Source organism: Aestuariimicrobium ganziense (genome assembly GCF_015352975.1).
GTDB lineage: Bacteria > Actinomycetota > Actinomycetes > Propionibacteriales > Propionibacteriaceae > Aestuariimicrobium > Aestuariimicrobium ganziense.
In genome coordinates this window covers 108,711-121,298 of the sequence record NZ_JACYIZ010000005.1, presented here as the reverse complement: position 1 = coordinate 121,298, position 12,588 = coordinate 108,711, and the positions used below count along the sequence as shown (strand labels likewise).

General features: G+C 69.2%; 12 protein-coding genes. 9 read left to right on the top strand and 3 right to left on the bottom strand.

The window, feature by feature from the left end; genetic code table 11:
• Positions 1-121: 121 nt before the first annotated feature.
• Positions 122-634, bottom strand: a complete 513-nt coding sequence (locus IE660_RS10690; RefSeq protein WP_203568356.1) for a GNAT family N-acetyltransferase — start codon at positions 632-634, stop codon at positions 122-124.
• Positions 635-705: 71 nt separating this feature from the next.
• Here IE660_RS10690 and IE660_RS10685 point away from each other — a divergent pair, with 71 nt between their 5' ends.
• The 8 genes from IE660_RS10685 to IE660_RS10650 all read left to right on the top strand — a co-directional run bounded on the left by IE660_RS10685 (position 706) and on the right by IE660_RS10650 (position 9,091).
• Positions 706-2,064: an MFS transporter gene (locus IE660_RS10685; protein ID WP_203568355.1), complete on the top strand. Its 1,359-nt coding sequence runs from the start codon at positions 706-708 to the stop codon at positions 2,062-2,064.
• A 67-nt stretch (positions 2,065-2,131) separates the two neighbouring features.
• Positions 2,132-2,902 (top strand): (Fe-S)-binding protein, encoded by a 771-nt coding sequence (locus tag IE660_RS10680; protein ID WP_328701928.1) that lies wholly within the window; start codon positions 2,132-2,134, stop codon positions 2,900-2,902.
• Positions 2,899-4,392, top strand: coding sequence for a lactate utilization protein B (locus IE660_RS10675; RefSeq protein WP_203568354.1), 1,494 nt, complete (start codon positions 2,899-2,901; stop codon positions 4,390-4,392). Before IE660_RS10680 ends, IE660_RS10675 begins: the two co-directional genes overlap by 4 nt.
• Positions 4,389-5,042 carry a LutC/YkgG family protein gene (locus IE660_RS10670; protein WP_203568353.1) on the top strand — a complete coding sequence of 218 codons (654 nt, stop codon included), beginning with the start codon at positions 4,389-4,391 and terminating at the stop codon, positions 5,040-5,042. Before IE660_RS10675 ends, IE660_RS10670 begins: the two co-directional genes overlap by 4 nt.
• Before the next feature lies 1 nt (position 5,043).
• The gene (locus tag IE660_RS10665) at positions 5,044-5,526 is read left to right on the top strand and encodes an NUDIX domain-containing protein (protein WP_203568352.1); all 483 of its coding nucleotides are present in this window, start codon (positions 5,044-5,046) and stop codon (positions 5,524-5,526) included.
• Between the two features lie 2 nt (positions 5,527-5,528).
• The gene (locus tag IE660_RS10660) at positions 5,529-6,314 is read left to right on the top strand and encodes an HAD-IIA family hydrolase (protein WP_203568570.1); all 786 of its coding nucleotides are present in this window, start codon (positions 5,529-5,531) and stop codon (positions 6,312-6,314) included.
• Positions 6,315-6,489: 175 nt separating this feature from the next.
• On the top strand, positions 6,490-8,544 hold the full coding sequence (tkt, locus tag IE660_RS10655; protein ID WP_203568351.1) for a transketolase: 2,055 nt from the start codon (positions 6,490-6,492) through the stop codon (positions 8,542-8,544).
• Between the two features lie 28 nt (positions 8,545-8,572).
• Entirely contained in the window at positions 8,573-9,091 is a 519-nt protein-coding gene (locus IE660_RS10650; RefSeq protein WP_203568350.1) for a phospholipase D family protein, read from the top strand.
• 55 nt (positions 9,092-9,146) lie between these two features.
• Here IE660_RS10650 and IE660_RS10645 read toward each other — a convergent pair whose 3' ends face one another.
• On the bottom strand, positions 9,147-9,755 hold the full coding sequence (locus IE660_RS10645) for a response regulator (RefSeq protein WP_456237015.1): 609 nt from the start codon (positions 9,753-9,755) through the stop codon (positions 9,147-9,149).
• Complete coding sequence (locus tag IE660_RS10640) at positions 9,749-10,843, bottom strand: sensor histidine kinase (protein WP_203568349.1); 1,095 nt, start codon at positions 10,841-10,843, stop codon at positions 9,749-9,751. Before IE660_RS10640 ends, IE660_RS10645 begins: the two co-directional genes overlap by 7 nt.
• A gap of 53 nt (positions 10,844-10,896) precedes the next feature.
• Here IE660_RS10640 and IE660_RS10635 point away from each other — a divergent pair, with 53 nt between their 5' ends.
• On the top strand, positions 10,897-12,564 hold the full coding sequence (locus IE660_RS10635) for an NAD(P)-binding protein (RefSeq protein ID WP_328701944.1): 1,668 nt from the start codon (positions 10,897-10,899) through the stop codon (positions 12,562-12,564).
• Positions 12,565-12,588 lie beyond the last annotated feature (24 nt).

Here is a 12,588-nt window from a genome sequence, read left to right as displayed (position 1 = left end):
TGCTGCTCACGCGGGTCTCCTCGCCTCGGGACCGGGGGACTGGGGTGGTGTTTGTCGGGCCGCCACGGGTGATTGTGCCGCGTGCAACGCTTCCGCCACCAGCGGCAGGGCGGAGTGGGCCTCAGGCGGGGTCGGGGCCCTCGAAGGTGAGTTGCACCAGCACCAGGTCGAGCCATCGTCCGAACTTGCGGCCCACCTCGGGCATCCGGGCCACCTCGACGAAGCCCAGCGACAGGTGGAAGGCGACGCTGGCCTCGTTCGACCCGTCCAGGGCGCCGACCATCACGTGCACCCCGTGGCCGCGGGCGTGGTCGATCAACGCGCTCATCAGCATGCGTCCCACGCCGGAGGCGCGGTGGCCGTCGCGCACGTAGACCGAGTGCTCGACGGTGTAGTCGTAGCCGGCCTTCTCACGGAAGGTGCCGTAGGAGGCGAAGCCGACGGTCTGGCCGTCGTCGACGGCGACCAGGGTGGGGAAGTTGCGGCGCTGCTTGGCCTCGAACCACTCGGTGCGCTCGGCCACCGTCACCGGGGCCAGGTCATAGCTGGCGGTGGTGCCGACGCCGGCCTGGTTGTAGATCTGCGTGATCTCGGCGATGTCGTCCACAGTGGCCGGGCGAATGGTGACGGGCATGCCAGCACAGTACGCTCACTGCTCTGCCCCCCGGGCCAACTGCTGGAGGGGCGCGACGGGAAGAGACCCCCATGACTTCTTCGACCACGGCCGGGCAGCACGCACCGAGCCGCTCCGAGCGGCTCGACCGACTGCCCTTCACCCGCAAGCACACCAAGTTGCTGACCGGTTCCGGTCTGGGCTGGGCCCTGGACGCCATGGACGTCGGGCTCATCTCGTTCGTGATGGTCGCCCTGGCCGCCGAGTGGAAGCTCAGCGCCACCACCCTGAGCTGGATCGGTTCGATCGGCTTCGTCGGCATGGCGATCGGTGCGTCGCTGGGTGGTCTGCTGGCCGACCGGATCGGACGACGCCAGGTCTTCGCCCTCACCCTGTTGGTCTATGGCGCCGCGACGGGCGCCTCCGCCCTGGTCGGGTCGGTGGCCGCGCTGATCGTGCTGCGATTCATCGTCGGCCTGGGGCTGGGGGCCGAACTGCCAGTGGCCTCGACCCTGGTCAGTGAGTACGCCCCGCGGCGGATCCGAGGACGCGTCGTGGTCGCGCTCGAGGCGTTCTGGGCGCTGGGCTGGATCATGGCGGCGCTGCTGGGCTACCTGTTGATCCCCAACGTCGACAACGGCTGGCGATGGGCGCTCGCAGTGGGCATCGTGCCGACGGTCTATGCCGCGGTGATCCGGTTCGGCATCCCCGAGTCGGTGCGCTTCCTGGAGTCGAAGGGACGCCACGCCGAGGCCGAGGCCGCGGTGCGTTCGTTCGAGGAGTCGGCCGGCGTGGCCGCCCCGGCCGAACCGGTCGAGGGCCCCAGTGCCCCGGCCGCCGACGTTCCGGTCGCCGACGACGACCGCGAGTCGATCTGGTCGTCGCGGCTCAGGCAGCGCACGATCGCGCTGTGGGTGGTCTGGTTCTGCATCAACCTCAGCTACTACGGCGCCTTCATCTGGCTGCCGACCCTGCTGTTCAACTCCGGCCACACCCTGGTGAAGTCGTTCGAGTACACCCTGATCATCACGCTGGCCCAGTTGCCCGGCTACGCGGTGGCAGCCTGGCTGATCGAGGTCTGGGGACGACGCGCCACCCTGGCCAGTTTCCTGGCCGGCTCGGCGGTGGCGGCAGGTCTGTTCGGCCTGGCCGACTCGCCCACGACGATCCTGGTCGCCGGCTGCGCGCTGTCGTTCTTCAACCTCGGCGCCTGGGGCGCGCTCTACGCCATCGGCCCAGAGATCTACCCGACCGAGATCCGCGGGTCAGGAACCGGTGCGGCTGCAGCGTTCGGCCGGATCGCCTCGATGATCGCCCCGCTGAGCGTGCCCTTCCTGATCAAGGGCGGCGGCATGCCCCTGGCCTTCGGGGTGTTCGCAGCGGCGTTCATCCTGGCCGCAGGGGCAGCGATGCTGCTGCCCGACCGCAAGGGCCAGGAGATGACCGAGTAGGCCGCTCGCGACTGTGCGTTGCTGACCCGATCCTGACCCGCCATGGGCTCGATGCCATGATGTCTACGTGACTTCTCGACCACGGGTGTCGCTGTTCATCACCTGCATCAACGACACGATGTTCCCCCACACCGGGCGGGCCGTGGTCAGCGTGCTCGAACGCCTCGGCTGCGAGGTGACGGTGCCGGCCAACCAGACCTGCTGCGGCCAGATGTTCACCAACTCCGGCTGGTTCGGTGAGGGCGTGAAGTCGGTGCGGGCGTTCGTCCGAGCGTTCGCCGACGCCGAGGTGATCGTCGGCCCGTCCGGGTCGTGCGTCGGGTCGGTACGTCACCAGCACCCGATGCTGGCCGACGACGCCGGCGATGCCGGGTTGCGCCACGAGGTCGACCAGATCGTGGCCCGCACCCGCGAGCTGAGCGAGTTCATCGTGGACGACCTGGGTCTGGTCGACGTCGGAGCCCACTTCCCGCACACCGTGACCTTCCACCCCACCTGCCACTCGGTGCGGGTTGCCAAGGTGGGTGATCGTCCGCAGCAGCTGCTGCGCGCGGTCGACGGCATCACCGTGGTCGACCTGCCGCACGCCGAGGAGTGCTGCGGCTTCGGGGGCACCTTCTCGGTCAAGAACCCCGATGTCTCGGCGGCGATGGGCACCGACAAGGTCGCGCACGCGGTGGCCTCGGGAGCCGAGTACGTGGTCGCCGGCGACAACTCCTGCCTGCTGCACATCGGCGGACTCGCTCACCGCACCAAGGCCCCGATCCGCACGATCCACCTGGCCGAGATCCTGGCCAGCACCCAGGACGCCCCGTTCATGGCGGGGGCAGCACGATGACCCGCCGCACCCCCGACGTCGCACCGGTCACCTGGCTCGGGATGCCGGCCTTCCCCGCCAACGCCAAGGTGCAACTGGCCAACGACCGGCAGCGCGCCAACCTCACCCACGCCACCCGCACCATCCGCGCCAAGCGTGCCGCCGTGGTCAGCGAGGTGGACGACTGGGAGCAGTTGCGCCTGGCCGGTGCTGCGATCAAGGACCGGACCCTGCGCCACCTCGACACCTACCTGGTCGAGTTCGAGAAGAAGCTCAAGGCCGCCGGCGCGACCGTGCACTGGGCCCGGGACGCCGCTGAGGCCAACCAGGTCGTGATCGACGTCACCCGCGCCGCCGGGGCCGACGAGGTGGTCAAGGTCAAGTCGATGGCCACCCAGGAGATCGAACTCAACGAGGCGCTCGAAGAGGCCGGGATCGCAGCCTGGGAGACCGACCTCGCCGAGCTGATCGTCCAACTCGGCCACGACTCACCCAGCCACATCCTGGTGCCGGCGATCCACCGCAACCGCAGCGAGATCCGCGAGATCTTCCTCACCGAGATGGGTCGCTACGGCCGGGCAGCGCCTGACGACCTGACCGATGATCCCGGGCGGCTGGCCGAGGCTGCCCGCATCCACCTGCGCGAGAAGTTCCTGCGCGCCAAAGTCGCGGTCTCGGGCGCCAACTTCGCCGTCGCCGAGACCGGCACGCTGGTGGTGGTCGAGTCCGAGGGCAACGGCCGGATGTGCCTGACCCTGCCCGAGACCCTGATCACCGTCGTCGGCATCGAGAAGGTGCTGCCGACCTTCGCCGACCTCGAGGTGTTCCTCAAGCTGCTGCCGCGCAGCTCCACCGGCGAGCGGATGAATCCCTACACCACGATGTGGACCGGCGCGCACGGGCTCGACGGTCCCCGCGACGTGCACGTCGTCCTGGTCGACAACGGGCGCACGAACGCGCTGGCCGACCAGTTCGGACGACAGGTGCTGCGCTGCATCCGTTGCTCGGCCTGCCTCAACATCTGCCCGGTCTACGAACGGGTCGGCGGGCACGCCTACGGCTCGGTCTACCCGGGTCCGATCGGCGCGGTGCTGACCCCGCAGTTGCGTGGCCACACCGAGGCGATCGACGCCTCGCTGCCGTTCGCCTCGAGCCTGTGCGGTGCCTGCTTCGACGTCTGCCCGGTGCGCATCGAGATCCCCGACCTGCTGGTGCACCTGCGCCGCCAGGTGGTCGACGAGCACAAGCGGGGCGGCCTCGGGCTCGAGCGGCTGGCCATGGGCGTGCTCGGTGAGGTGATGGGCAACCCTCACTCGTTGCGCGCCGCCCAGATCGCCTCGACCCTGGCCGGCAAGTTGCCGATCCCCGGCATCGGGCGCAAGCTCCCCGGCCCGGGCGCCTCGGCCTGGACGACCAGCCGCGACCTGCCGATGCCGGCGGCGGAGACCTTCACCCAGTGGTGGCGCAAGCGCAGCGATGCCCCCGGCACCGATGAGGAGCCCGACCGATGAGCGCGCGCGACGAGATCCTTGGCCGCATCCGCGGCGCGCTCGCCGACGTCGGCGAGCCCGACCCGGCGCGTGACGTCGTCCTCGACTGGAACTACGGACAGCCACTGCCGATGGACGACGTGATCGCCCGGTTCGTCCAGCGCGTCGAGGACTACCGAGCCGAGGTGGTGCGCGCCGACGAGGCGGCCCTGCCCGGGCAGATCACCGCCGTGCTGCAACGCCACGGTGCCACCGCGGTGGTCGTACCTGCCGGGCTGCCCGAGGCCTGGCGCGATGCCGCCGGTGCCGCGGCCGACGTGGTGGTCGAGCAGAGGCGCCAGCCGCTTCCCCACGACGAACTCAACCGGATCGACGCCGTGGTCACCGCCAGCCGGGTCTCGATCGCCGAGACCGGAACGATCGTCCTCGACCACGCCCCCGACCAGGGTCGACGCGCGCTCAGCCTGGTGCCCGACCTGCACCTGTGCGTGGTGCGTGAGGGTGACGTGGTCTCTGATGTCGGTGAGGCGGTCGGCCTGTTGGGCATCTCGGTGGCCAGCCATCGTCCGCTCACCTGGATCAGCGGGCCGTCGGCCACCAGCGACATCGAACTCAACCGGGTCGAGGGCGTGCACGGGCCGCGCACGCTGGTCGTCCTGCTGGTGGGTTGACGTGACCGACGACGCCCAGTTGCCGCGGCGCGAGTTCCTGTTGACCCTGCCCAGGAGGCGGCTCGCGGCCGGCCTGCTGCTGCGCGACGGCCAGGGTCGGGTCTGCCTGGTGGTGCCCACCTACAAGCCGAACAAGATCCTGCCCGGGGGCACTGTCGAGACCGGTGAGTCCCCGGCCGAGGCCACGGCCCGCGAGGTGGTCGAGGAACTGGGGCTCGACCTGCCGGTTGGCCGGCTGCTGGTGATCGACGAGGTCAAGCCCGACCAGGACGACGACCACGGCGCGATGATCCTGGGTTACGACGGGGGAGTGCTCACCGACGAACAGATCTCGGCCATCGGCTGGCCCGAGGACGAACTCAGTGGTGTGGTGTTCGTCCACCCCGACGACCTCGACCAGCACTGCACACCCGCCAACGCCGCCCGGGTACGCGCCGCGCTGGCCGCGCTGGCCGACGGCACCGTGGCTGAGTTGGGACGGTGACCATGACCCACGACGCCTACGTCTTCGACCTCGACGGGACGATCTACCTCGGCGATGATCTGTTGCCGGGGTCCGCGGAGACCATCGCCGAACTCAGGCGTCGCGGCACTCCGGTCCGGTTCGTGTCGAACAACCCCACCCGCAGCCCCCGGCAGTACGTCGACAAGCTGGGCCGCCTCGGCATCGAGGTCGACCTGGCCGAGGTGGTCAACACCGTGGTCACCACCGTTGACTGGTTGCGTGAGCACCACCCGCAGGCTGTGGTGTTCCCGATCGCCGAGCAGCCGCTGGTCGACGCCCTGACCGCTGCTGGCTTCGAGGTCAGCGACGACGCGTCCCGGGTCGACGTGGTGATCGCCAGCTACGACCGCGGCTTCGACTACCGCAAGCTGCAGGTTGCCTTCGACACCCTGTGGTTCCACCGCCGCGGCATCCTCGTGCAGACCAACCCCGATCGCTACTGCCCGTTCCCGGGGGGACGAGGCGAGCCCGACTGTGCGGCCATCACCGCTGCGATCGAGGCCTGCACCCAGGTGCCGTGCAGCCAGAACCTCGGCAAGCCCGACCCGGTGATGCTCGAGGCGGCGCTGCGCGGGCTCGACGTCGCTCCCGGCCGGGCGGTCATGGTGGGTGACCGGCTGGCCACCGACATCGCCATGGCCAAGGCCGGCGGACTGGCGTCGGCGCTCGTCCTGACCGGTGACTCGACCCGCGACGAGGTCGACGCCCTGCCGGCCGACGCCCGGCCAGACCTCGTCCTCGACCGTATCGACGCCCTGCTCGACTGACACCTGTCCGCCTCCCCCACGCATTTGTGGCGCGAAAGTCGTCACTGACGGCGACATTCACGCCACAAACCAGCAGCGCTCCACCCCCCAACAGGGCGACAACAGTTGGCAGCCCCGCATGCACGTCAGCCAGCCCGGCTAGGCTCGCAGGCGAGACGACGAGAGGATCAACCACGTGAGCACCCTGGAGTGGACCAAGGACGACCAGCGCGCGGTCGACACCGCCCGGATCCTGGCCGCGGACGCGGTCGAGAAGGTCGGCAACGGCCATCCCGGCACCGCGATCTCGCTGGCCCCGGCCGCCTACCTGCTGTACCAGCGGGTGATGAAGACCGACCCCACCGACAGCCTCTGGCTGGGCCGCGACCGGTTCGTGCTGTCAGCCGGCCACAGCTCACTGACCCAGTACTGCCAGCTGTACCTGCTCGACGCCGACATGCAGCTCGACGACCTCAAGGCGCTGCGCACCTTCGAGTCCAAGACCCCCGGCCATCCCGAGTACCACCACACCAAGTTCATCGAGGCCACCACCGGCCCGCTGGGCGCCGGTGTCTCGATGGCGGTCGGCATGGCCATGGCCCAGCGCAAGCAGCGCGGACTGTTCGATCCCGACGCCCCCGCCGGTGAGTCGCCGTTCGACCACCACATCTACTGCATCGCCGGTGACGGCTGCATGCAGGAGGGGGTCTCGAGCGAGGCCTCGTCGCTGGCTGCCACCCAGAACCTGGGCAACCTCACCCTGATCTACGACGACAACCGGATCTCGATCGAGGGCGAGACCAAGATCGCCTTCTCCGAAGACGTCTCGGCACGCTACGAGGCCTACGGCTGGCACGTGCAGCACGTCGACTGGACCCAGGGCGGCACCACCTACGAGGAGAACGTCCAGGAGCTGTACGACGCCATCGAGGCCGCCGAACAGGTCACCGACAAGCCGTCGTTCATCCGGCTCACCACCGTGATCGGCTGGCCGCTGCCGACCATGGCCGGCAGCCACAACGTGCACGGCAACAAGCTCGGGGCCGAAGAGGTCGCCGGACTGAAGAAGGTGCTCGGCTTCCCCGAGGAACCCTTCGCCGTGGACGAGGACGCGGTCGCCCACGCCCGCAGCGCCGCTGCCGAGCGTGGCCGCACCCTGCGCGCCGAGTGGGACGAGAAGTTCGAGGCCTGGAAGTCGGCCAACCCCGAGGGGGCCGAACTGCTGGCCCGGGTCAGCGATCGTGCGCTGCCCGACTTGGAGCTCAAGACCTTCGAGCCGGGCAAGATGAGCACCCGCAAGGCCTCGGGCGAGGTGCTGAACCAGCTCGCCGCGCAGCTGCCCGAGCTCTGGGGTGGCTCGGCCGACCTCGCCGGCTCGAACAACACCACGATGAAGGGCGAGCCCTCGTTCTTCCCGCCGGAGCGCTCCAGTGACGAGTTCACCGGCAACCTCTACGGACGCACCCTGCACTTCGGGGTGCGCGAGCACGCCATGGGCGGCATCCTCAACGGCATCACCCTGTCGGGGCTGACCCGGGTCTACGGCGCCACCTTCCTGGTGTTCAGCGACTACATGCGCCCGCCGGTGCGGCTGGCTGCCCTGATGGGCCTGCCCACGGTCTTCGTCTGGACCCACGACTCCATCGGCGTCGGCGAGGACGGACCCACCCACCAGCCGATCGAGCACCTCGCCGCGCTGCGGGCCATCCCCGGCCTCGACGTCATTCGTCCCGCAGACGCCAACGAGACCACCGAGGCGTGGAAGGGCCTGCTCAAGCGGGTCGACCACCCCGGCGCGTTGATCCTGTCACGGCAGGACCTTCCGATCCTCGACCGTGAGGGCCTGGGCGACGTCACCGGCGTCGACAAGGGTGCCTACGTGCTGCGCGAGGCCTCGTCCGACCCGAAGCTGATCCTGATTGCCACCGGTTCGGAGGTGCAGCTCGCGCTCGGCGCCGCCGACAAGCTCGAGGACGAGGGTGTGCCCACCCGGGTCGTCTCGATGCCCTGCCAGGAGTGGTTCGACCAGCAGGACGAGGGCTACCGCGAGTCGGTGCTGCCGCCGTCGGTGTCGGCCAGGGTCAGCGTCGAGGCCGCGGTCTCGATGGGCTGGTCGAAGTACGTCGGACCGGCCGGAGCCTCGGTGAGCATCGAGCACTTCGGCGCCTCGGCCTCGGGCGACAAGTGCTTCGAGGAGTTCGGCTTCACCGTCGACAACGTGGTGGCCACCGCCAAGGGCGTGCTGGGCTGATCGACCCCGACAACCGGGGCCCGAAGCCGTGGAGTGGTTGACCGGACGCGACCTGTACCGGGCCGTGATCACCGAAGGTGTGTTGCGTGCCCGCAGGTCGGTCTGGATCGCCACCGCCAACCTCAAGGACCTGCACGTGCCGGGACGAGGCCGGCGCTACCGGCCGATCCTGGAGGAGTTCGCCGCGATGGCCGCCGACGGCGTGCAGTTGCGGATCATCCATGCCGAACTGCCGTCGAGGCCGTTCCGGGAGACCTTCGACGCCTCACCCGACCTGGTCGCCGGCGGGTTGGAGCTGCAGATCTGTCCCCGCAGCCACTGGAAGATGGTGATCGTCGACGGCGAACTCGGCTACACCGGGTCGGCGAACTTCACCGGCGCGGGCATCGGGGCCAAGGGTGAGGGTCGCCGCAACCTCGAGCTCGGTGCGGTTGGACGCGAGCCGGAGTTCGTCGCCATGCTCGAGCGAGAGTTCGACACCTTCTGGATGGGGGAGCACTGCCAGGGCTGTGGCAGACGAGACGTCTGCCCCGACCCGATTTCATAGTTGCGGGGGAGGACCCCCTTGCACCAGCCCGGTGGGGAGGAGCTCCTACACCCCTCTAGATCCAACCCATCTCGCTGGCGCGGTTGGCGGCCTCGATCCGGTTCGAGGTGTGGGTCTTCTGGATCGCCGAGCTCAACAGGTTGCGCACGGTGCCCGGTGACAGGAACACCTGCTGGGCGATCTTGCTCACCTGTTCACCGGCGGCGGCCATCTTGAGCACCTGCTGCTCGCGCGCGGTCAGCGGGTTGGGCCCACTCAACATGTACTCCTGGGCCAGGGTCGGGTCGATCACCCGTCGTCCCTCGTGCACCTCGCGTACTGCCCGCGCCAACTCCGAGGCCGGTGAGTCCTTGACCACGAAGCCCATGGCGCCGGCGTCCAGTGCCTGGCGCAGGTAGCCGGGACGATTGAAGGTGGTGACGATCAGCACCGCCACCTTGGGCAGAGCACGCTTCATCTGGGCCGCCACCTGGATGCCGTCCATCCCGGGCATCTGGATGTCGACCAGGCAGACGTCGGGCTGGTGCTCGCGGGCTGCGCTGAGCACCTCGGTGCCGGTGCCGACCTCGGCCACCACCTCCATGTCGGACTCCAGTTCCAGCAGTGCCCCCAGGGCACCGCGCACCATGGCCTGGTCATCGGCCAGCAGAAGCCTGATCACCACGTCACCTCCATCCGGGTACCGCCATGGTCAGGGGTCGTCACGTTCAGCTCGGCACCAGCAGCGCTCAAGCGTTCACGCACCCCCTGCAGGCCCCGGCCCTCACCGACGCCCCTCGTCCCGACTCCATCATCCTCGATGGCGAAGTGTTCGTCGTCCACCTCGACCACCACCCGTCGTGCGTGACTGTGACGGAGCACGTTCGTGGTCAACTCCTGCACCACCCACCGCAGCGGGATGCTGACCTTCGAGGTCACCGACGCGGGATCGCCGACGAGGTCGACCACCAGACCCGCATCACGCAGGCTCGACACGGCCCCGTGCACCACGGTCGGGAAGGTGGACGAGTGCACGCCCTCGACGCTGAGCCTGATCCCGGCGAGCGCCTCCTTGATCGCGTCGCTGGCCTCGGTGAGCTCACGCCGTGCCCGGGCGGGGTCACGCTCGACCAACCGCTCGGCCAACTGCACCTTCAGCCCGACCACGGTGAGTGAGTGCCCGACCACGTCGTGCACGTCGCGCGCCATCCGGTCGCGTTCGGCGATCACCAGGTGCGCCCGCTCCACCTCACCCATCTGGCGGGTCCTGGCCAGCAGGTGCGAGGTGAGGTAGCCGGTCAGCATCAGCGCCAGCGCGATGACCAGCAGCCACAAGGTGTCGTCGAACTCGTCGCCTCGTCCGGCCAGGGCGAGGGCGAGCAGGCAGCTCACGCCCACCGTCCAGCGCCAGACCGATGACATGGCGAACGATGCCCAGGCCACCACGAACGGCAACAGCCCCATCGCGTGGTTGCCCAGCACCTGCACCGACACCGCCGACAGCACCGCCAGCCCGACCAGCACCCAGATCCGGGGCCAGTGGTCGGTCGAGATGGGCAACCACAGGTTGTAGGTGCGAAAGCCCCACAGGTACAGCGCAGCGAAGCCCAGGATCGTCACACCGGCCAGGTAGCGCCACTCGCGGTGGTGGTCGGCCTGGAAGACGTGGGTGAGCGGGAAGGCCAGGAACGGCAGCCAAGCCGCGGCGAACCACCACGTGAGACGTTGCCAGCCACGGGCACGGGCGGGGGCGCGGCTGGGCATGACTGTCATCCCACCATCGTCTGACCCCGCCCACAAGATGGTTGATCGATTGGAGTAGCGTCATCCACACGAGCGGCCCCTCGATCAACGACGAAAGAGCGACAATGACCGACCAGCGAGACATCACCCATCTGCCCGACCTGGCGCAGGGCGGCGGACGCGTCGGCCCGGTCCGGTCGCGGATGCCGATCTACGTCGACCTGTTGCCTCCCTGCAACGCGGCCTGCCCAGCTGGGGAGAACATCCAGGAGTGGCTGCGCCTGATCAAGCACAACGAAGAGGAGGCGGCCTGGCGCCAGCTCACCGCCGACAACCCCTTCCCTGCCATCCACGGGCGGGTCTGCTACCACCCGTGCGAGACCGGCTGCAACCGTTCCGGGCTCGACTCGGCGATCTCGATCCACGGCGTCGAGCGCTACCTGGGCGACCTCGCGCTCGAGAAGGGCTGGCAGTTCGACAAGCCCCGGCAGAGCTCGGGCCGGCGCATCCTGATCGTCGGCGCCGGACCCTCGGGCCTGAGTGCGGCCTACCACCTGGCCCGCCTGGGTCACACCGTCGAGATCCGCGACTCGGCCGAACAGCCCGGCGGCATGATGCGCTACGGCATCCCCGAGTACCGGCTGCCCCGTCAGGTCGTCGACGCCGAGATCCAGCGCATCGTCGACCTCGGCGTCACCATCACCCAGAACCATGGCGTCAAGGACCTGCTCGCCGAGCAGCGTGAGGGCAAGTTCGACGCCGTCTTCGTCGCCATCGGGGCGCACCTGTCCAAGCGGGTCGACATCCCCTCACAGGACGCGTCCAAGATCGTCGACGCGGTCACCTTCCTGCGTGGTGTCGCCAGCGGCGAGCGTCCCGTCATCGGACGACGCGTCGCCGTCTACGGCGGCGGCAACACCGCCATGGACGCCGCCCGGGTCGCCCGCCGGCTCGGTGCCGACGAGTCGATCGTGGTCTACCGGCGCACCATGGAACAGATGCCCGCCCACGAGCAGGAGCGCGCCCAGGCCGAGGCCGAGGGCGTCCAGATGAACTGGCTGCGCACGATCCAGGAGATGGACGAGTCCGCACTCACCGTCGAGATCATGGAACTCGACGAGAACGGACGAGCTGTCGGCACCGGTCGCTTCGAGAAGCTCGAGGCCGACACCGTCATCCTCGCCCTGGGGCAGGAGGCCGACTCGAACTTCCTCAAGCAGATCCCCGGCATGAGCTTCGACAACGACGTGGTGCAGGTCGACCCGACCACCCTGATGACCGACGTGCCCGGCATCTTCGCCGGTGGCGACGCGGTGCCCTCGGAGCGCACCGTGACCATCGGCGTCGGCCATGGCAAGAAGGCCGCACGCAACATCGACGCCTGGCTCAACCAGCAGCCGCCGTACTCGAGGATCAAGCCCCCGATCGCCGACCTTGACATGCTCAACCTGTGGTACTTCGGTGACCACGCCCGCCGGCAGGAGGCCGAACTCCATCCCGACGAGCGCAGCGGCTTCGAAGAGATCGTCACCACCTTCGACGCGACCACCGCCCACTTCGAGGCGGGCCGTTGCCTCAGCTGCGGCAACTGCATGGAGTGCGACGGCTGTGTCGGGGCCTGCCCCGAGGACGCGGTGATCAAGCTGGGCAAGGGCCTGCGCTACCGCTACGACTACGAGAAGTGCACGGGGTGTGCCTCCTGCTACGAGCAGTGCCCCGTCCACGCCATCGAGATGATTCCCGAGCACTGATCACTCGAGCCACTGATCACCCCC